20 protein-coding genes are annotated in these 19,855 nt (G+C 73.7%); 14 read left to right on the forward strand and 6 right to left on the reverse strand.

What is annotated here, in order from left to right; all coding sequences use genetic code 11:
* Window positions 1–105: 105 nt before the first annotated feature.
* Both IEY93_RS28440 and IEY93_RS28445 read left to right on the forward strand, forming a co-directional pair.
* The gene (locus tag IEY93_RS28440; RefSeq protein ID WP_189166209.1) at window positions 106–861 is read left to right on the forward strand and encodes an SRPBCC family protein; all 756 of its coding nucleotides are present in this window, start codon (window positions 106–108) and stop codon (window positions 859–861) included.
* 30 nt (window positions 862–891) lie between these two features.
* Window positions 892–1,254, forward strand: coding sequence for a YciI family protein (locus IEY93_RS28445; protein ID WP_189166210.1), 363 nt, complete (start codon window positions 892–894; stop codon window positions 1,252–1,254).
* Between the two features lie 129 nt (window positions 1,255–1,383).
* On the opposite strand, the gene IEY93_RS28450 is transcribed toward IEY93_RS28445, so the two are convergent.
* On the reverse strand, window positions 1,384–2,580 hold the full coding sequence (locus IEY93_RS28450; RefSeq protein WP_189166211.1) for a carotenoid oxygenase family protein: 1,197 nt from the start codon (window positions 2,578–2,580) through the stop codon (window positions 1,384–1,386).
* Window positions 2,581–2,646: 66 nt separating this feature from the next.
* Between IEY93_RS28450 and IEY93_RS28455 the strand changes: the two genes are divergently transcribed.
* Complete coding sequence (locus IEY93_RS28455; protein WP_189166212.1) at window positions 2,647–3,318, forward strand: TetR/AcrR family transcriptional regulator; 672 nt, start codon at window positions 2,647–2,649, stop codon at window positions 3,316–3,318.
* A 156-nt stretch (window positions 3,319–3,474) separates the two neighbouring features.
* Here the strand turns inward: IEY93_RS28455 and IEY93_RS28460 are convergent, their stop codons facing one another.
* A complete protein-coding gene (locus IEY93_RS28460; protein WP_229691553.1) occupies window positions 3,475–4,851 on the reverse strand; it encodes a sensor histidine kinase in 1,377 nt (458 codons plus the stop codon).
* Window positions 4,852–5,084: 233 nt separating this feature from the next.
* On the opposite strand from IEY93_RS28460, the gene IEY93_RS28465 reads away from it, so the two are divergent.
* The 8 genes from IEY93_RS28465 (at window position 5,085) to IEY93_RS28500 (ending at window position 14,359) form a co-directional block, all read left to right on the forward strand.
* Window positions 5,085–5,633, forward strand: coding sequence for an NAD(P)H-dependent oxidoreductase (locus tag IEY93_RS28465; protein ID WP_189166213.1), 549 nt, complete (start codon window positions 5,085–5,087; stop codon window positions 5,631–5,633).
* Between the two features lie 121 nt (window positions 5,634–5,754).
* On the forward strand, window positions 5,755–6,240 hold the full coding sequence (locus IEY93_RS28470) for a CBS domain-containing protein (RefSeq protein ID WP_189166214.1): 486 nt from the start codon (window positions 5,755–5,757) through the stop codon (window positions 6,238–6,240).
* A 7-nt stretch (window positions 6,241–6,247) separates the two neighbouring features.
* Window positions 6,248–8,905 (forward strand): bifunctional acetate--CoA ligase family protein/GNAT family N-acetyltransferase, encoded by a 2,658-nt coding sequence (locus IEY93_RS28475; RefSeq protein ID WP_189166215.1) that lies wholly within the window; start codon window positions 6,248–6,250, stop codon window positions 8,903–8,905.
* Window positions 8,906–8,932: 27 nt separating this feature from the next.
* Entirely contained in the window at window positions 8,933–9,367 is a 435-nt protein-coding gene (locus tag IEY93_RS28480; RefSeq protein ID WP_189166216.1) for a pyridoxamine 5'-phosphate oxidase family protein, read from the forward strand.
* Window positions 9,368–9,687: 320 nt separating this feature from the next.
* The gene (pflB, locus tag IEY93_RS28485; RefSeq protein WP_372444530.1) at window positions 9,688–11,949 is read left to right on the forward strand and encodes a formate C-acetyltransferase; all 2,262 of its coding nucleotides are present in this window, start codon (window positions 9,688–9,690) and stop codon (window positions 11,947–11,949) included.
* Window positions 11,915–12,673: a pyruvate formate-lyase-activating protein gene (gene pflA, locus IEY93_RS28490; protein WP_189166217.1), complete on the forward strand. Its 759-nt coding sequence runs from the start codon at window positions 11,915–11,917 to the stop codon at window positions 12,671–12,673. The genes pflB and pflA overlap by 35 nt, the downstream gene beginning before the upstream one ends.
* A 100-nt stretch (window positions 12,674–12,773) precedes the next feature.
* On the forward strand, window positions 12,774–13,430 hold the full coding sequence (locus IEY93_RS28495) for a response regulator (protein WP_189166218.1): 657 nt from the start codon (window positions 12,774–12,776) through the stop codon (window positions 13,428–13,430).
* A 107-nt stretch (window positions 13,431–13,537) separates the two neighbouring features.
* Window positions 13,538–14,359, forward strand: coding sequence for a universal stress protein (locus IEY93_RS28500; RefSeq protein ID WP_189166219.1), 822 nt, complete (start codon window positions 13,538–13,540; stop codon window positions 14,357–14,359).
* A gap of 22 nt (window positions 14,360–14,381) precedes the next feature.
* Here the strand turns inward: IEY93_RS28500 and IEY93_RS28505 are convergent, their stop codons facing one another.
* A complete protein-coding gene (locus IEY93_RS28505; protein WP_189166220.1) occupies window positions 14,382–14,912 on the reverse strand; it encodes a universal stress protein in 531 nt (176 codons plus the stop codon).
* A gap of 228 nt (window positions 14,913–15,140) precedes the next feature.
* Between IEY93_RS28505 and IEY93_RS28510 the strand changes: the two genes are divergently transcribed.
* The gene (locus tag IEY93_RS28510) at window positions 15,141–16,850 is read left to right on the forward strand and encodes a sensor histidine kinase (RefSeq protein WP_189166221.1); all 1,710 of its coding nucleotides are present in this window, start codon (window positions 15,141–15,143) and stop codon (window positions 16,848–16,850) included.
* Window positions 16,851–16,937: 87 nt separating this feature from the next.
* On the opposite strand, the gene IEY93_RS28515 is transcribed toward IEY93_RS28510, so the two are convergent.
* From IEY93_RS28515 to IEY93_RS28525, 3 genes are all read right to left on the reverse strand, one after another.
* Window positions 16,938–17,345 carry a pyridoxamine 5'-phosphate oxidase family protein gene (locus IEY93_RS28515; RefSeq protein ID WP_189166222.1) on the reverse strand — a complete coding sequence of 136 codons (408 nt, stop codon included), beginning with the start codon at window positions 17,343–17,345 and terminating at the stop codon, window positions 16,938–16,940.
* 178 nt (window positions 17,346–17,523) lie between these two features.
* Entirely contained in the window at window positions 17,524–18,132 is a 609-nt protein-coding gene (locus IEY93_RS28520) for a hypothetical protein (protein WP_189166223.1), read from the reverse strand.
* A 12-nt stretch (window positions 18,133–18,144) separates the two neighbouring features.
* Complete coding sequence (locus IEY93_RS28525) at window positions 18,145–18,837, reverse strand: NAD(P)-dependent oxidoreductase (protein ID WP_189166224.1); 693 nt, start codon at window positions 18,835–18,837, stop codon at window positions 18,145–18,147.
* 92 nt (window positions 18,838–18,929) lie between these two features.
* On the opposite strand from IEY93_RS28525, the gene IEY93_RS28530 reads away from it, so the two are divergent.
* A complete protein-coding gene (locus tag IEY93_RS28530) occupies window positions 18,930–19,325 on the forward strand; it encodes a winged helix-turn-helix transcriptional regulator (RefSeq protein WP_189166225.1) in 396 nt (131 codons plus the stop codon).
* Window positions 19,326–19,427: 102 nt separating this feature from the next.
* Window positions 19,428–19,838, forward strand: a complete 411-nt coding sequence (locus tag IEY93_RS28535) for a VOC family protein (RefSeq protein ID WP_189166226.1) — start codon at window positions 19,428–19,430, stop codon at window positions 19,836–19,838.
* The last annotated feature ends 17 nt before the right edge of the window (window positions 19,839–19,855 follow it).

Below are 19,855 nucleotides of genomic sequence, written 5' to 3' on the forward strand. Positions count from 1 at the left end.
GGGCGGGCGGGCGCACCGCATCGTCGTCGCCGTCCACCCGAGCATCACCCGTGGCCCCGGCGAGACCGGCGCCACCCCGAAAGCGACCAAGGAGCAGTGAGCGGCATGCCACGCGAATTCGAGGTGCGCGAGGAGATCGCGCTCGACGCCACGCCCGAGGAGGTGTGGGAGGCGATCGCCACCGGGCCCGGCATCGACTCGTGGTTCATGGGACGCAACGAGGTCGAGCCCCGCGGGGGCGGCGCCCTGCGCCACACCCTGATGGGCCGCACGGAGACCGCGACGGTCACCGACTGGGAGCCCGGCAAGCGGTTCGGCTACGAGACCGGCAAGAACCCCGACGGCACGTTCATGGCCTTCGACTACCTCATCGAGGGCCGCGGGCAGGGCAGCACGGTGCTGCGCCTGGTGCACAGCGGCTTCCTCGGCGATGACTGGGAGGCGCAGTACGACGCCCTGAAGAAGGGCGACGGCATGTACCTGCACAAGCTGGCCGCCTACCTGAAGCACTTCCCCGGGCGTACCTCGGTGTTCAACACGCTGGTCCCCGGCCCGCAGGTGCCCGACCACGAGCGCGTGTGGCGCACGTTCAAGTCCGCGCTCGGGCTGAGCGCCGAGGCCGAGATCGCCAAGGGCACCCGGGTGCGGCTGAACGTCCCGGGCCTGCCGGCCGCCGAGGGGGTCGTGGAGCGCACCGACTACCCGAGCATCCCGAGCGTGTGCACCGCGGACGCGCTCTACATGTTCATGCACGGCTACCGCGACACCGTCGTGGTCGAGCAGCACGGTTTCGGCGGTGGCGTCGACCTGGCGACCGCCGAGGACGCGTGGAAGACCTGGCTGGCACAGGCGTTCGCCTGATCGCCCCGCGCGGGGTGCCAGGATGTCCGCATGAAGTACATGTTGATGATCTACAACAATCCCGCCGTCATCGCCTCCCTGCCGCAGGACGAGCAGGACGCGATGATGGGCGAGGTGGGCACGCTGATGGCCGAGCTGGTCAAGTCGGGTGAGTGCGTGGGCGGCGCGGCGCTGGCGGACGCCTCGCGGGCCACGACGGTGCGGGTCCGCGACGGCGTCCCGGTGACCACCGACGGCCCGTTCGCCGAGGCCAAGGAGCAGCTCGCCGGGTACCTCATCGTCGAGTGCGCGAGCGACGAGCGGGCGGCGGAGATCGCGGCGAGCTGGCCGGACGCCCGGCGCTGGGCCATGGAGGTACGCCCGATCGTCCACTCGGTGGACGCGCAGGTGTGACGGCCGCGGCTCGCGTCCCGGCCCGGGCGGCCCCTGAGCCGCCCCGCCGGTCGCCGCGGGCGAGGCCCGCCCACGTGGTGGCGTACGCCTGCCGGTCGGGCCACCGTCGTGCCGAGAGGATCGGCCGGCTCAGGCGTCCAGCCAGGCGGTGTGCGGCGTGTCGGGCGGAGCGTCGGGCAGGTGGACCACCGCCTGCGGCGCGCCGGCCAGGTTGAGCGCGTCGAGCACCAGCAGCTCGCCGCGCCTGCGGGCGCGGTCCCCGGTGAAGACCATGATCCAGCCGTCGCCCTCGAGGTCGCCGGGGCGCGGAACGAAGACGGGCCGGCCCGCCCGCACGCCCGGGCCGAAATCGCGCACCTGGGTGGTGCCGGCGGCCAGGTCCAGGCCGTTGATCGACCGGCCGTCCTCGCTCCGGCAGAAGACCAGGTGGTGCCGGCGGCCGGCGTGCCGCGGGTCGGCGCAGGCCTGCGAGACTCCGCCGGCCAGCCGCCGCCCGGTCGCCGTGCCGCTCCACGGGTCGAGGCTCCAGCGGTGCACACCCGCCGGGCCGGTGTCGCGCGCGCCCTCCCGCCACGGGCCCTCGAACGCCCGGTCGTGCCGCACCGCGTCCACGACCACCCGGCCGCGGTCCTCGTAGGCGTTCACCACCTCCGGCACGAAGCACGGGTCGACGGCGAACCACTGCGGGCCCGCCGGGTCCCAGGCGTTCCTGTTCAGCAGGCCGATGCGCGCCGTGCGACCGGGCCGCCACCGGTAGGGGGCCGCCGAGCCCATCATGGCCGCGGCCCGGTGATGGGTCACCGGCAGGTCGAAGACCACCAGGAACCGCTCGGTGAGCCCGAGGGCCCGCACCAGCGGCGCGCCGGGCAGCGCGAACGGGCGCACGTCGCAGGCGGAGCCGTCCGGGCCGAGGACCAGGTGCTCGGCGATGCCGGACCCGGGCCGCACCGCCACCGTGTGCCACCCGCCCCGGGGGTCGCGCACCGGCGGGGTGAGGCACGCGCCGGCGAACGAGCCCTCGCCGGGGAAGCCGGACAGGCCGGGCGCGCCGCCGGGACCCACGGAGAACACGGCGCCGGGGAGGCCGGGCGCCCCGTCCTGCGTGTCCCCGGTCCAGGAGGGCCGGGCGCCGGAGCGGGCGGTGAGGGTGAGCCGTCGCGCGGTGCCGCCGCAGAAGCGCACCCCGGACACGCCGGCCGGGTGGGCGCCCATGCGCACCAGGGCGCCGTCCAGACCGGCCGGGACGGCGCCGTCGACGGGGAGCGGCGCGTCGAGCGGCCCGCGACCGGGCGCCGTGCGAGGGGCGGCGGGGTCGGTGACGGTCATGGGGGGCACCTCCGGTGACATAACAGCGTTATGAAAAAAATAACGGCGTTATGCCATACTGTCAAGATGAGTCCACGCCGAACCGACCCCCGGACCCGCTCCACCCTCGTCGACATCGCGGCGGGCCTGCTCGCCGGCGAAGGGCCCCAGGCCCTGTCCGCCCGGCGCGTCGCCGCCGAGGCGGGCAGCTCGACGATGGCCGTCTACACCAACTTCGGCGGCATGAGCGGTCTGGTCCGTGAGATGGTGCACGAGGGCTTCGCCCGCCTGGAGGCGTACTTCTCCCAGGTGGCGGCCACCGGCGACCCGGTCGCGGACATGGCGTTGCTCGGGCGGGCCTACCGGCGCAACGCCCTGACCAACCCCCATCTGTACGCGGTGATGTTCGGTGGCGCGAACCCCGCGGGCTTCTCGCTCAACGCCGAGGACCGCCAGTACGGCCGCTACACGCTGGGCACCGTGGTGGAGTGCGCCACCCGCTGCATCGAGGCGGGCCGGTTCGACTCGGGCGACGCCGAGCTGGTCGCCCACCAGTTGTGGACCGCCGTCCATGGGCTGGTCACGCTGGAGCTCGGGGAGTACCTCATCGAGCCCTGTAACGCCGGGGTGGTGTTCGAGGCGCAGCTCATCGGCCTGATGGTCGGCGCCGGCGACGACGTGGAGTCCGCCGTCCGCTCCGTCCGCTCCTCCCGCACCCGTCTCGCGACCGAACTGGGCGACCCCGACCCGGACGAGTGAACCCCGGCCGGACCGTGTCACCCCGGTGCCCCTGCCGGGCCAGGGGGCATGGCGGGCGCGACGGGGCCCGCGTGCCGCCGCACGCCGGGTCCGCCCGGGCGGGGCACGGTGGCCCGCGCCCTCGTGCGGCGGCCCCGGCGAGGGGACGCGCCGTGGTCAGGAGGCGGGGGCGCGGGACGTCCCCTCGGGTGGCGCCTGAGGGAGGCACAGGACGAAACGGGCACCGTGCGGGCTGTCCTTGATGGCCAGCGTGCCGCCGGCCATCTCGGCGATCTGGCGGGCGATGGGCAGGCCGAGCCCGGTGCCCCCGGTGTCCCGGTTGCGCGCGGCGTCCAGCCGGGTGAAGCGCTGGAAGACCACCTCGCGCTTGTCGGGCGCGATGCCCGCCCCGTCGTCCAGGACCTCCAGTACGGCGGCGCCCTCCGGGTGGGCGTCGCGGCCGTCCGCCACGCGGTACACCTTGATGGTGATCGTGCTCTCGGCGTGCCGCTCGGCGTTGTCGACCAGGTTGGTGACCAGCCGGGCGAGCCGCACCCGGTCGGCCACCACCTCGGCGCCCGGGTCCAGGAGCAGCACGACCCGTTTGGCGCGGGCGCGCTGGTCCATCTCCGTCTTGACCAGCTCGGCCAGGTCCACCCGGTCGCTGGCGCCCGGCGTCCCCGCGTCCAGGCGGGCCAGGGTCAGCAGGTCGCTCACGATCGCCTGCAACCGGTCCAGGCCGCTGAGGATCGCCTGGCCGGTCGCCTTCCAGTCGTGCTCGCCGGGGTCCATGAGCGCGTCCTCCACCTCGGCGCGGATCGCCGCGATGGGGCTGCGCAGGTCGTGCGAGGCGTCGGAGGCGAGCCGGCGCTGCTGCTCCATCGCCGCCTGCAGCCGCCCGAGGGTGAGGTTGACGCTCTCGGCCAGGTCATGGATCTCGTCATCGGTGTCCGGGGTCGGCACCCGCCGCCCCGGGCAGCACGCGTTGATCTCGTCCAGCTCGGTCCTGATGGCCTCCACCGAGGCCAGCGACGCGGACACCGCGCGGTGGGTGCCATAGGTGATGCACCCGGTCAGCAGCAGCGCGCCGCCGATCACCGCGATGGCGAGGATGGGGTGGACCAGCGGCGGGACGACCGGCGCGGCGGCGTAGACCGTCCAGACGCGCCCGCCGAGGAAGACCTGCTGGCCCGCGACGATGGAACAGCGCCCGGCGGGGAAGGCCGGGCCGCCGCAGACGGTCGAGGTGCTCGTGCTGCGCCCGTCGGCGAGATGCAGGTCGGCCATCGGTGGCCGGTCCTTGATCTCGGACGACGCCGCCACGATCTTCCCGTACGGGTCGATCACCTGGATGTCGTAGATCAGACCGTGCGGGATGGGATCCAGGATGTTGCCGCGATCCACCTCGGTGGCGACCCGCCCGGCCGTTCCCATGATCTCCTTGGTGAGGTAGGCGGTCGCCGTCCGCTGCGTCGCGAAGAGCACGACACCGGCCACCAGGGCGCACAGGACCGCCGCCACCACGCCGGCGTACAGCGTCAGGCGGCGTTTCACCGGCCAGCGATACCCCGAAGCTACCCGCAAAGCGCACAAAACCCCCGAAACCCCCAAACAGAAGTGGACCACATGGCATGAGCGGTCCCGACGCGGGGGGCGGCATCACGCGTACACGATGTTCGGCGCCCGATTTCCCGGGCAGCGGCCCCGCTGTGGACAGTGGGGCGTCCCTGCGGTGGCGATGCCCCTCCCTTGCGAGCGTCGCGGCGTCGCGGCAGAGATGGGAGAGCATGAGAATCGTCGGCATCGCGGGAAGCCTCCTGCCCAACGCCTACGTCGGCAGGCTGCTGCGGGCGGCCACGCACGAGCTTCCCGCGCCGGTGGATCTTTCGGTCTTCGACGGGCTGGCACAGGTGCCGCGAGCGCAGGACGGGCCACCGCCCGCCCCGGTCGCGGCACTGTACGACGAGCTGGCCCGCTCGGCCGGCCTGCTGGTCGTCGCGCCCGCGCACAGCGTCCTGCCCTCGCAACTGGTGCACGCCCTCGACTGGGCGGCGTCCCGGCACGGCGGCACCGTCCTGGTCGGCAAGCCGGCCGTCGTGATCACCGCCTGCCTGCCCGGGCACGAGGCGATGTGGACGCAGGTCCGGCTGCAGCGCGCCCTGGCCGCGGCCGGGGCGGAGGTCCACGGGGCCGACCTGGGCGTCGCCTCCACCTTCCGGCACTTCGACGCGCAGGGCCGTGCCGGCGATCCGGCCGTCCGGACGCGGCTGCGCGCCGCCATGCGGCACCTGCACCGGCCCGCGGCCGTCCTGGCCTCCGGCGGCGCGGCCGCCTGAGCCGGAGGTCCTGCCCGGCCGGGACGTTCGGCCCCTGCGCCGGTCCGGCGCCGCGTTGTTCGATGAGATGACGAGGCGGGCGGCCCCCTCCGCGCCGCCGATCTTCCCGGGAGGAGGCGCCATGGACATCCAGACCCTGACCGCGGCCGACGTGATGAGCCGGGTGGTGGTCACGGTGCGGCCCGACGAGTCGCCCCTGATGGCCTGGGAGCTGATGCGGCGCGGCGGCGTCCACCACCTGCCCGTGGTGGACGGCCGCTCCCACGTTCTCGGCGTGCTCAGGCGCGAGGACATCGCCGCTCACTGGTCCGGCGGGCCCGCGGAGCAGTCCAGCGAGCACGTGCGCCAGTTGCTCGGCGGACGCAGGTGCCCGCAGGCCGCCCCGGAGACGCTCCTGTCCGCGATCGCGGCGACCATGGTGGACTCCTGCGTGGACGTGGTCCCCGTGGTCGGGACCGCCGGCACGCTGGAGGGCATCGTGACCGCCACCGACGTGCTGCGGGCGGTCGCCGGCCGGGAGTCCGCGGCGACCGGCCCCAGCGAGGTGGTCGCCGGGCTGTTCCGCCTGGAGCCGGTGCTGCCGCCCGGCCACCCGCGCGGCGCGTGACATCGGCATGATCCCGGCCCTGCCCGAGGAGTGCGACGTCCTGCTGCGCGACGGCGGCATCGCCCACCTGCGCCCGCTGCGTCCCACCGACGCCGCCGCGCTGCACGCGCTGGTCGACCGGGCCTCCGAACGTTCGACGTACCTGCGCTTCTGTACCGGTGGCACCGGCACGGCCCACGCCTACATGGACCGGATGACCGGCCCCGGATACCAGGGACTGGCGCTGGTCGCGCTGCTGCGCGGCCGGCTGGCCGGCGTCGCCGAATGCGTCGGCGGCGGGCCCGGCGGACGCGGCGACCTCGGCATCCTGCTCGACGACCAGTGCCACGGTCTCGGCCTCGGCACCGTGATGCTGGAGCATCTGGCCCAGGAGGCCGCCGAGAACGGGGTCAAGGAGATCGCCGCCGACGTGCTCCCGGAGAACCGGACGATGCTGCGGGTGCTCGCCGACAGCGGCCTGCCGTCCACCAGCACCCATGCGGACGGGATGGTGCGGGTGCTGCTGTCCACCGGCCCGTCGGAGGAGCTGCTGGCCCGCATCGAGGCACGCGAACACGAGGCCGACCGCAACTCGCTCGCCGCCGTGTTCGCCGCGCGGTCCGTCGCGGTCATCGGCGCCGGCCGCGCGCCGGGCGGTGCCGGCCACCGGGTGCTGGCCAACCTGGTCGAGGGCGGCTTCGCCGGCGCCGTCCACCCGGTCAACCCGCACGCGGCCGAGGTGTGCGGACTGCCCGCGCTCCCCGCCATCGGCGCCGTGCCCGGCGGGGCCGAACTGGCCGTGATCGCCACCCCGGCCGCCGCGGTGCTCGACGTCGCCCGTGACTGCGCCCGCCACGGCGTGCGCGGCCTGGTCGTGCTCAGCGCCGGCTTCGCCGAGGCCGGCGACATCGCGGCGGAGACCGAGCTGCTGAGGATCTGCCGCGCGGCGGGCATGCGGCTCATCGGCCCGAACTGCCTGGGGATCGTCAACACCGCCACCGGGCTCAACGCGAGCTTCCTGCCGCGCCGCCCCCGCGCGGGCGGCCTCGGCCTGATGTCCCAGTCGGGAGCGGTGGCCGCGGCGCTGGTCGAACGCGCCGCCGCGGTCGGGCTGGGCATCTCCTCCTTCGCCTCGGTCGGCAACAAGGCCGACGTGAGCGGCAACGACCTGCTGGAGTACTGGGAGGACGACCCGGCCACCGAGGTCATCGCGCTCTATCTGGAGTCGTTCGGCAATCCGCGCCGCTTCGGGCGGATCGCCCGCCGGGTCGGCGCGGTCAAGCCGATCATCGTGGTGAAGAGCGGCCGCGGCGCGGCGGGCGGGCGGGCGGTGCGCTCGCACACGGCCGCGGCCGCCACCCCGGACGCCGCCGTCGACGCGCTGCTGCGCGCCGCGGGCGTGATCCGCGAGGACGGCGTGCGGGACATGCTCGACACCGCCCGGCTGCTCGCCCTCCAGCCCCTCCCAGCCGGCGGGCGGGTGGCGATCATCGGCAACTCCGGCGGCCCGCAGGCCATGACGGCCGACGCCTGCGAGCGGCTCGGCCTGACCGTGCCCGAGCCGTCCCCGCCGACCCGCGAGGCGCTGCGTGCCCGGCTGCGCCCGGCGGCGGCGATCGGCAACCCGGTCGACGTGACCGCCGACGGCACCGCCGGCGAGCTGGCGGACGCCGTCCGGGCCGCGCTGGCCGACCCCGGCTTCGACGCCGTACTGGTCGTCTACACCCCGCCGTTCGGCTCGGGCCTTGCACCGACGTGCGAGGCCGTCGCGGCCGCGGCCCACGGCTCGGCCAAGACCGTGCTGGCCTGTGTCGCGGGGTACGACGGGCTGATCGGCGACAGGACGCCGAGCTACGCCTTCCCCGAACAGGCGGTGCACGCGCTGGCCAGAGCGGCCGGGTACGCCGCCTGGCGGTCGCGCCCGGCGGACCCGCCCGTGGAGGTCCCGCCGGTCGACGGCGCCGCCGCGCGCCGCATGGTGGAGCAGGACCTGGCCGCCCACCCCGGCGGGCGATGGCTGGATCACGCGGCCGCGGCCCGGCTGGTCGCCTGCTATGGCGTGCGGGTGACCGAGACCGTGGTGGCAGGCGACGAGGAGGAGGCCGCGGCGGCGGCCACCCGGCTCGGCCCGCCCGTCGTGCTGAAGGCCACCGGCCCCGGCCTGGTGCACAAGAGCGACGTCGGCGGGGTCGAGGTCGGCCTGCGCGACGCGGGCGAGGTCCGCGCCTCCTACCGGAAGATGGCCGGGCGTATCGGCCCGGCGATGACCGGCGCGCTGGTGCAGCGCGTGGCCGCGCACGGGGTGGAGATGATCGTCGGCGGTGTCGCGTACGAGGCGTTCGGGCCGCTGGTCATGGCCGGGCCGGGCGGGGTCACCGCGGAGCTGCTGGCCGACCACGCCTTCCGTGCCCCGCCGATCAGCCACGCCGAGGCGGCCCGTATGCTCGGCGAGCTGCGGTGCGCTCCTCTCCTGCACGGATACCGCGGTCGTCCCGCGGTGGACGTGGAAGAGTTGGAGGCGCACATCATCGGGGTAGGGCGGCTGATGGATGACATTCCCGAGATCGCCGAGCTCGACCTGAATCCGGTGATCGTCACGCCCTCCGGGGCGGTCGCCGTGGACGTACGGGTGCGGCTGGCTCCCGCCCCGCCGCGTCCTTCCCCGTACCGCCGCCGTCTGCGCTGAGTGCCACCACCTAGGAAAGAGGAACAGATGAACGACCGCGTCGCCCCTCCGTCGCTGGAAGAACTCGACCTCGGGGAGTGCCTGCGGCTCATCGCGCCCGGCGGCATCGGCCGGGTCGGCTTCACCACCGCGTCCGGCCCGGTGATCCTGCCGGTCACCTACACCATGTACGACAAGTCGGTGCTGTTTCGCACGGCCCTCGGCGGACCGCTGGACGAGGACCTGAGCACCGGAGTGCAGGGTGTCGAGCTGAAGGTCGCGTTCGAGGTGGACGACTTCGACAGCGAGCGCCGCACCGGGTGGAGCGTGCTGATCCAGGGGGCCGCCCACCGCGTGAGCTCCGAGGAGGAGCTGGCGGCCGTGCAGGCGTCCGGGGTCGAGCCATGGGCGGGCGGCGAGCGCCGGCTCTACGTCCGGATCACTCCGGTGCAGGTCACCGGCCGCCGCGTCACCCGCTCCTAGCGGCACCGCCCGGCCCGTCTCTTCGCCGCGGGCCGGCCGCGCGGGCCGATGGCCGAGACCCCGGCCGGCCCGCGGCGTGACAATGCAAAACGCACCTGGACCTGGCACGGGGACCGGCGCGAGCGGATCCGTACTCCGCCCGCACCGGTCCCCGTCGCCGATCTTCGCCATGCCCTGAACGGCTCACCGGAGCGTCCTCGGCACCGGGGGAGCGACGGCCGGACCAAGGTCACTCCGCCCTAGGACGTTCGCCCGTACGCGCCCCGCGCCGGTGCCGACACAGTGGAGGCGACGGAAACTCTGCCAAGGACGGTGCGATCGTGAGCGTGACAGCGGGGAACGGACGGACGGCCACTGACAACGCGTGGCGCGGCTTCTCCGGGAGCGCATGGCGTCCGGCCATCGACGTGCGCGACTTCATCCAGGCCAACTACACCCCCTACGAGGGCGACGAGCGGTTCCTGGCAGGCGCGACCGAGCGGACGCGGCGCGTCTGGGAAGAGATCGCCGCGATGTTCCCCGAGGAGCGGCGGCGGGGCGTCTACGACGTGGACGCCGCCACGCCTTCGAGCATCACCTCGCACGCCCCCGGCTACATCGACCGGGACCACGAGCTGATCGTCGGCCTGCAGACCGACGCCCCGCTGAAGAGGGCGATCATGCCGAACGGCGGGCTGCGCATGGTGGAGTCCGGCCTGGCGGCGTACGGGTACAAGCTGGACCCGGCGATCAAGGAGATCTTCACCAAGTACCGCAAGACACACAACGCCGGCGTGTTCGACGCCTACACCCCCGCGATCCGCCGGGCGCGGCGCTCGCACATCATCACCGGGCTGCCCGACGCCTACGGCCGCGGCCGGATCATCGGCGACTACCGCCGGGTCGCGCTGTACGGGGTGGACCGGCTGGTGGCGGCCAAGACCGCCGAGCTGCGGAGCCTGGACGACCGGCCCTCCCTGGAGGAGGTCATCCGCGACCGCGAGGAGCTGGCCGAGCAGATCAGGGCGCTGGGCGAGCTGAAGGAGATGGCCGCCTCCTACGGCCACGACATCTCCGGACCGGCCCGCACCGCCCGTGAGGCCGTGCAGTGGCTCTACTTCGCCTACCTGGCGGCGGTCAAGGAGCAGAACGGCGCCGCCATGTCCCTCGGCCGCGTCTCGACCTTCCTCGACGTCTACCTCCAGCGCGACCTCGACGAGGGGACGATCACCGAGACCGGGGCGCAGGAACTCGTCGACGACCTGGTGATCAAGCTGCGGATCGTCCGCTTCCTGCGCACCCCCGAGTACGACCAGCTGTTCTCCGGCGACCCGACCTGGGTCACCGAGTCGCTCGGCGGCATCGGCGACGACGGACGCCCACTGGTCACCAGGACGAGCTACCGCTTCCTGCAGACCCTGCGCAACCTCGGCCCGGCCCCCGAGCCCAACCTGACCGTGCTGTGGTCGCCCGCCCTGCCCGAGACGTTCAAGCGGTTCTGCGCGCGCATCTCGGTGGAGACCAGCTCCATCCAGTACGAGAGCGACGAGCTGCTGCGCCCGCGCTTCGGCGACGACACCGCCATCGCCTGCTGCGTGTCCGCCATGGAGGTGGGCAGGAAGATGCAGTTCTTCGGCGCCCGGGTGAACCTCGCCAAGACGCTGCTGTACGCCGTCAACGGCGGACGCGACGAGATGACCGGCGAGCAGGTCGGCCCGGCCAACCCGCCGGTCACCGGGGAGTACCTCGACTACGACGAGGTGCGCGCCGCGCTGGACGCCATGATGGACTGGCTCGCCGAGACCTACGTCGACGCGCTCAACGTCATCCACTACATGCACGACAAGTACGCTTACGAGCGCGTCGAGATGGCGCTGCACGACCACCCCGTGCGGCGCACCCTGGCCTGCGGCATCGCCGGCCTGTCGGTCGCCGCCGACAGCCTGTCGGCCATCAAGCACGCCCGCGTGCGGACGATCAGGGACGAGACCGGCCTGGTGGTGGACTACGAGATCGAGGGCGACTACCCGGCCTTCGGCAACAACGACGACCGGGCCGACGCCCTGGCGGTCGAGCTGGTCGGCGCGTTCATGGACAAGATCAGGCGCCGCCCGTCCTACCGGGGCGCCGAGCACACCCAGTCGGTGCTCACCATCACCTCCAACGTCGTGTACGGCAAGCACACCGGCAACACCCCCGACGGCCGCCGTGCCGGCGAGCCGTTCGCGCCGGGCGCCAACCCGATGAACGGCCGCGACCGGCACGGCATGGTCGCCGCCGCTCTCTCGGTGGCCAAGCTGCCCTACGAGCAGGCCCAGGACGGCATCTCGCTCACCAACACCGTCACCCCCGGCGGCCTGGGGCACACGGCCGATGAGCGGGCCGCCAATCTGGCCGGGGTGCTGGACGGCTACTTCGACGCCGGCGGCTTCCACATGAACGTCAACGTCCTGGACCGGGCCACACTGCTCGACGCGATGGAGCACCCGGAGCGCTACCCGCAGCTCACCGTCCGGGTCTCCGGGTACGCCGTGAACTTCGTCCGACTGACTCCGGAGCAGCAGCGCGATGTCGTCGACCGCACCTTCCACGGCGCCCTGTGACCGGGGGTCCGTCCACTCCTTCGACATCTCGACAGGAGTGGACGGACCGGGCACCCGGTTCGTGCTCTTCACCGCCGGGTGCCCGCTCCGGTGCCTGTACTGCCACAATCCCGACACCTGGCGGATGCGCGACGGCCACCGCGAGAGCGTCGAGGCGGTCATGGCCGAGATCGGCAAGTACCGCAGGTTCATCCAGGTCGCCGGCGGCGGGGTCACCATCAGCGGGGGAGAGCCGCTGCTGCAGCCCGCCTTCACCGGCGAGCTGCTGCGCCGCTGCCACGAAAGCGGCCTGCACACCGCCCTGGACACCTCCGGCTACCTGGGCGAGCGCGCCACCGACGCCATGCTCGCCGACACCGACCTGGTGCTGCTGGACGTCAAGTCGTGGGACCCGCCGGTCTACCGGCGGCTGACCGGCGCGCCGCTCGCCCCTACGCTGCGCTTCGCCCGACGCCTGGCCGATCTCGGCCGGCCCACCTGGATCCGCTACGTGCTCGTCCCCGGCCTGACCGACGTGGAGGAGCACATCGACGGGCTGGCGGCGTTCGTGGCCACCCTGCCCAACGTCGAGCACGTCGACGTGCTGCCCTTCCACCGCATGGCCGCCCACAAGTACGCCGAACTCGGCCTGCGCTTCCCTCTGGCCGAGGTGGAGCCGCCGTCGGCGGGTCTGCTGGAGCGCGTCCACGACCTGTTCCGCGCCCACGGTGTCCGCAGCCGCTGACCCCGCGCCGCCCATCTGCGGCACACCGGGACGCGGCGCGCCGGAGGATCATGAGCGCCGTCGCTACCGCCGGGGCGTCCGAGGGGTTAGCGTCCCCCGTATGATTCGGGTGTTCCTAGTAGATGATCATGAAGTGGTCCGGCGCGGCGTCGCGGCCCTGCTGGAGGCCGAGGACGACATCGAGGTCGTCGGCGAGGCGGGCACCGCCGAGTCCGCGGTGGCGCGCATTCCCGCGCTCAAGCCCGACGTCGCCGTCCTCGACGTCCGTCTCCCCGACGGAAGCGGCGTCGACGTCTGCCGTGAGGTCCGTTCCCGCATGCCCGAGCTGGCGTGCCTGATGCTGACCTCCTACGCCGACGAGGAGGCGCTGTTCAACGCGGTCATGGCGGGCGCGGCCGGCTACGTGCTCAAGCAGATCCACGGCTCCGACCTGGTCGGGGCGGTGCGCACGGTCGCGGCCGGCCAGTCGCTGCTCGACCCGCGCACCACCGCCACCATGCTCCAGCGGCTGCGGGACCAGGCCGCCCACAAGGACCCGCTGGCCGCGCTCACCGACCAGGAGCGGCACATCCTGGAGCTGATCGGCGAGGGCATGACCAACCGGCAGATCGGCGAGCGGCTGTTCCTGGCCGAGAAGACCGTCAAGAACTACGTCTCCAACCTGCTGGCCAAGCTGAACATGCAGCGCCGCACCCAGGTGGCGGCCCTGGCGGCGCGCCTGAAGGCCGACCAGCCCGGCGGCCGCGACGCGGGGTAGCCGGTCGGGGGAAGGCGGTGGCGGGCGGCCGGGGTAGGAGCCTTCTGGGGCGGTGGTCCCGCCGGGCGGCAAGGCCCGTCGCGGGACGCCGCGGGGGGAGGAACATCGTGATCGTGGCAGGAGTCGACGGGTCCCCGGCCGGCCTGGTCGCGGTGCGCTGGGCCGCCCGGGAAGCGGCACTGCGCGAGGTCTCGCTGCGGCTGGTCAACGCCATGCCGGCCTGGGCCTGCGAGCCGGGTCCCGGACCGTACGCCGAGGTCGCCCGCTGGATGCGCGACGGCGCGGACGCGGCCCTGCGCGAGGCGGCGGAGCAGGCCCGTGAGGAGGTCCCCCGGGCCGAGGTCGCCCTGGCGCGTCTGGCCGGTGACCCCCGGCCGGCGCTCATCGAGGCGGCGCGGGAGGCCGAGCTGCTCGTCGTGGGCAACCACGGCATCGGCGGCTTCCGCGGCCTGCTGGTCGGCTCGGTCGCGCTGGGGGTCGCCGGGCGGGCCCGCTGCCCGGTGGCCGTCGTGCGCGCCCTGCCCCGGCAGGCGCGGCCGCTCGTCGTGGCCGGCGTCGACGGCGGCGGCCGCGACGCCGAGACCGTGCGGTTCGCCTTCGCCGAGGCCTGGCTGCGCCGGGCCGAGCTGCTCGTCGTACGGGCCAGCGGCGGTCCACCCGGACCGGACGACGAGCAGGAGGGTGAGGGACCGCTTGTGGCGCTGCGCGAGTCGCGTGAACGCCACCCGGAGGTCAAGGTGGGCGCCATCACCCGCGAGGGTCACCCGGTGGAGGTGCTGTCGCGCGAGTCCGCCCGGGCCGAGGTGCTGGTGGTCGGCTCGCGCGGGCGGGGCGGCTTCGCCGGGCTGGTGCTCGGCTCGGTCGGTCACGCGCTGCTGCACCACGCCCCGTGCCCGGTGATCGTGCTGCCCAGGCCGTCAGAGGACTGACCGCGCCGGACGCACGCGTCTCTCACACGGTCACGCGGTGGTTCTCCCCGTCGCCGGCGGGCGCCGCGGGCCGCTGCGCCGGCCCGGTGAGCGGCGCGGGCCCGGCCGGTCGGCGCGTCTGCAGGTCGGGGATGACGACGACCGGGCAGCGGGCGTGCCGCAGGCAGGCCAGCAGCACCGGGCCGAGCGTCCCTTCGCCGGTGCCGGCCGTCGCCGACCCGAGCACCAGCAGATCGGCGCCCTCGCTGTGCCGCAGCAGCTCCTTGACGGCGCCGCCCGGGCTCGGGCAGCGCCGGACCGTGATCTCCGGGTGGTGGGAGGCGACCGCCGCGATGACCCGCTCGGCCGCGGTCTCCTCGGAGAGGCGCCGCAGCTCGGCCTCCACCCGGCGCAGGGCGGGCGCGTACGGCGCGGGCCGCGCGAGCGGTGCCTCTTCGGCGTGCACGGCGACCAGTTCGGCGCCGCGCCGGGACGCCTCGGCCGCCGCCCACCACAGTGCCCGCCGCGACGCCGGTGTGTGATCCACCCCGGCCACGATCCGTCCCTCGCTCATGGCAACCACCTCCACCGGCCAGCGTGCCGCCCCACGACCGGCCGTCGTAGAGCCACAGGGCCGCGGCTCGGGGTGACCAAGGTCCCACCAGCGGCCCCGATCTCGCGTGGCGGGCGCGCGCACCGAGCGATCACCTAGCGGCGGAGATCACGCGAAAACGCGGGCGCGACGCGGCACAGGACACGCCCGGCTGGGACACGGCGACTGATCGGTGCGAGACTTCGTCGTATGACGGAGAACGAGCCGCGTTCGGTCATCCCGAACATGCGGTTGGACGACCTGCTGTCCGAGCTGCAGGTGCGCCTGGAGGCCGTGCTGGCCACCCGTGACCGCGTGCACGCTCTGCTGGACGCGGTGGTCTCTGTGGGCAGCGACCTGGCGCTGGAGACGGTGCTGCACCGCATCGTCGAGACCGCCACCCACCTGGTCGACGCCACCTACGGCGCCATGGGAGTGATCGGCGAGGAGAACACGCTGGTGCAGTTCGTGCCGGTGGGGCTGAGCGAGGAGGAGATCGCCCGCATCGAGCACTGGCCGCACGGGCTGGGCCTGCTCGGTCTGCTGATCAAGGAGCCGCAGACCCTGCGCCTGTCGCACATCTCCCGGCATCCCGAGTCCTACGGCTTTCCGCCCGGCCATCCGCCCATGGGCAGCTTCCTCGGCGTGCCGATCAGGGTGCGCGAGGAGGTCTTCGGCAACCTCTACCTCACCGAGAAGCGCGGGGGAGGGGAGTTCGACGAGGACGACGAGGCCATCGTCGTCGCCCTGGCCACGGCGGCCGGCGTGGCCATCGAGAACGCCCGCCTGTACGAGGACACCCGCCGCCGCGAGAGCTGGCTCGAGGCCTCCTCGGAGATCACCACCCGCCTGCTGTCGGGAGCCGAGCCGCAGGAGGTGCTGACGCTGATGGCGCGCCGGGCCCGCGAGATGGCGGGCGCCGACACCGCGGCGATCCTGCTGCCCGGCCGGGACGGCGACGCCGGCAGGACGCTGCGCGTGGTCATCCAGGACGGCGAGCGGTACGGCACCTGGCGGCCCGGTGACGAGATCGCCGTCGGCGACTCCCCGGAGGGCAGGGCGTTCGTCCGGGGCGAGCCGCTGATGCTGAACACCCCCGGCGAGAACGACGCCGCCGGCGCGACCGGCCATCCGATGCCCGGCCCGGTCGTGGCGGTGCCGCTCGGCGCGGCGGGCGCCGTGCGCGGGGTGCTGTCACTGGGCAAGCGGCACGGGCGCATCCCGTTCAGCCACTCCGAGCTGCGCACTCTGTACGCCTTCGCCGGCCAGGCCGCCGTCGCGCTGGAGCTGGCCGAGACCCGCAAGGACGCCGAGCGGCTCGGCCTGCTGGAGGACCGCGACCGCATCGCCAAGGACCTGCACGACGTGGTCATCCAGCGGCTGTTCGCGGTGGCCATGACGCTGATGAGCGCGGTGCGCCTGGTGGAGCGGCCCGAGGCGTCCTCCCGGCTGCAGAGCGCCATCGACGAGCTGGACAACACCATCCGGCAGATCCGCTCCACCATCTTCGCCCTGCAGACCCCCCGTGAGAGCAACGCGCCCGGCCTGCGCGCCCAGATCGTGGAAGTGGTGGAGAACGCGCGCGGCCACCTGGGCTTCATGCCGGCGCTCAGCATGGAGGGGCAGCTGGACAACCAGGTGTCGCCGGACCTCGCCGAGCAGTTGCTGGCGGTGCTCAGCGAGTCGCTGTCCAACCTGGTGCGGCACGCCAAGGCCTCGCGCGCGGAGGTGGTCGCCCGCGCCGGGGACGGCCTGCTCACCATGGTCGTGACGGACAACGGGGTGGGCATCCCCGAAGGTGGACGGCGTAGCGGCCTGCGCAACCTGGAGGAGCGCGCAGCCCGGCTCGGCGGCACGTTCGAGATGAGCAGGCCCGAGGGCGGGGGCACCCGCCTGTGCTGGAGCGTCCCGCTCGGCTGACACCGCCGGGACGACGCCGGCGGAGGAGGGCCGGCGGCCGAACGGGATGCATGCGGCCACGGGCGGACGACGGTGGCCGGCCGGCGGTCAGTGGTGGAGGCGGCGGCCGGAGATCTGCTCGGTGGACACGACGATGAAGTGCTCCCGCCCGCCCGGCGCCCACGGCCGCAGCGGCAGCGCGGACAGGCGGGCGATCTCCCCCGGGTCGTCCACGGCGCGCGCGTGCCCCACGGCGGTCACCGACCACCCGGTACGGGTCTCGGCGTCGAACTCGTCGGCCTCGAAGGCGACGATCGCGTTGCCGGCCGCCGCGGAGAGCTTGGAGCCGACCCCTGTGCGGATCACGATGCTCGTGCCGTCCAGGTGGAAGTTGACGGGCTGGACGGCCGGGAGAGCTCGGTCGGTGTACACGATCCGCCCGATCGGGGTCGAGCCGAGCAGTTCCATGCACTCCTCCCGGGAGAGCACCTGCAGGCCGGCAGCATCGATCTTCACGCGTCACAGCCTGCCGGAACGGCGGTCTGCGGGTTAGGGGCTAAGGTCCCGTCTTCGGACGGCCGGTCGCGCGGCCCAAGGTCCCTCCGGGGGCCGTCACGCACCTTACTTTGTAAAGGGCATGGCGAGGTGTACCTATCCCGCCACGCACAAGAATAAGAACCGAAGCGGCAAGACCTCAGACACGTTGCCAGTCGTGGCGCGCGAGGAACGAACGGTCACCGGCGGCGTACTCGGCGAACGCCTCCCGGACGTCCTCGATGCCGGCGGCATGGCTGCGCAGGAGCAGGTTCTCGGCGCTGTCCTTGTACTCCAGCTCGTAGCCTCCCGGCTCGGGGGAGACCTGGACGAAGTGCCGGCCGAAGACGACCAGCGCCGCGAAGGAGTTACCCGGGGACAGCGTGTCCAGGACGTCCACCACCAGGCCGAGATCGGGATCCTCGATGATCATGCCGTCGCCGGTGTGGAGTTGCATCTCGCGGTAGGCGCCGGTCGGTGCCAGGTTGTGCACCAGGTCGCGCTGCGGGTCGTAGCAGACCAGCCCGCACTCCCTGGCCAGGGCGAAGGCGGTCCGCGCGACCTCGTCGGAGGAGTCGAGATCGACGGTGACGAGGGCATGGGCGGGAGAGAGCGCCTCGGCCTCGGGCAGCCGTGCGGCGAACGCCGCGACGCCCGGATGCGGGTGCGGGCCGCCGCTCTCGCCGCGGGCGAGCGCGGCGTAGACCTCGTGGGCGCGTTCTCTGCTGATCGGCTCGGGCTCGTGCCAGGCGGCCAGGACGAAGTTCACCCGCCCATCGTCCTACACCTCGGCGGGCGCGCCGGCCGGGCCACCGGTGATCGAGACGCGGGTGCGGTGGTGCCGCGGAGTCTCGATCTCGTCGAGCACGGCGACCGCCAGGTCGGCGTAGGAGAGGCGAGCGGCCACCGGTGCCCGCTCGCCGCCGGTCATGTAGCGGCCGGTGCGAGCGGTGTCCAGGGTGAGCATGGCGGGGGGAGTGAGCATGACCCAGTCGACCGCCGTGTGGCCCGCCGCACGCAGCCGGTCGAGTCCGGCGGTGTGCGCGAGGGCGAACGGACGGATCTCCGGCGGGAAGGCGGCGGGGTCGTCCATGATGGGCCGGCCGTGGTCGTCGAGGAGGTTGGCGAACAGCCCGATCGCCACCAGGCGGGGTACGCCGGCGGTGGCGAGGCCGGTGAGCAGGGCGTCGGCCGCTTTGGTGAAGAACTCCGGGTCAAGGTCGGCGAAGCCCTGGGCAGGGCCGCTGAAAGGGCTGACCACGTGGACGGCGGCGGCGTGGCCGGGGGCGAGGGTGCTGATCGCGTGCACGTCGGTGACGTCGCCCCGCGTGAGGGTCAGGCCGTCGGTGGTGAGGCCGGGGTGCCGGGCGGGGTCGCGTACGACGGCGGTGACCTGGTGTCCCCGCGCCCGTGCCTCGGCGGTGACGGCGCGCCCGGCCCTGCCACCCGCGCCGAAGATGATGATGCCGCTCATGTCCGTCCCATCTGCCGGTGAATCATTGCCGGTACGGGACGGTATCTGCGAGATACTGGTTACCTCAACGATACCGGCGGTAGCCTCATGGCATGTCAGAGCCGCTGGATCCGGAGATGTTCGATCCGGTCTGCCCGTCCAGTGCGATGCCGATCCAGATCGGTGACAAGTGGACGGCGATGGTGGTGCTGTGCCTCGCGGGCGGGCCGCGGCGCTTCACCGAGATCAGGGTTCCGCTGCGCGGGGTCACGCCGAAGGTCCTGACCCAGACGCTGCGGGCGATGGAGCGCGACGGTCTGGTGACGCGGACGGCGTACGCGGAGAACCCGCCCCGGGTGGAGTACGAGCTGACGCCGCTGGGCCGCAGCCTGCTGGATCTGGTCGCCGCCGCGCGGGCGTGGAGCAGGGAGCACCTGCCCGCCCTGCTGGCCGCTCGCGCCGCGCATGAGGACGGTGCGCCGGTCGGCGCCGGCCGCCCGGAGGCGTGAAGCGGCCGGCCCTGTTCCGGGTCGGCCGGCGCGACGGTGCAGGGGGGCTGATGTGGGCGGACCGGAGCCCGGGGAACACGGGTCGCGGCTAGCCTGACGTGCATGGACATCAGTATTCATACGACTTTCCTGCCGCACGATGACCCGGAGGCCTCGCTGGCCTTCTACCGGGACGTCCTCGGTTTCGAGGTCCGCGGTGACGTGGGCGGCGGCAGGATGCGCTGGATCACGGTCGGTCCCGCCGGGCAGCCGGGTACGTCGATCCTGCTGGCGCCGCCGGCCGCCGACCCCGGCGTCACCGACGCCGAGCGCCGTACCATCGCCGAGATGATGGCCAAGGGCACCTATGGCTGGATCATGCTGGCCACTGCCGACCTCGACGCCACCTTCGACAAGGTGCGCGCCGGCGGTGCCGAGGTCGTCCAGGAGCCGACCGAGCAGCCGTACGGAGTGCGTGACTGCGCGTTCCGTGATCCCGCGGGCAACATGGTCCGCATTCAGCAGGTGCGCTGAGCCTGCCCGGCCACCGG

The organism is Sphaerisporangium melleum (assembly GCF_014646695.1).
Classification (GTDB): Bacteria; Actinomycetota; Actinomycetes; order Streptosporangiales; family Streptosporangiaceae; genus Sphaerisporangium; species Sphaerisporangium melleum.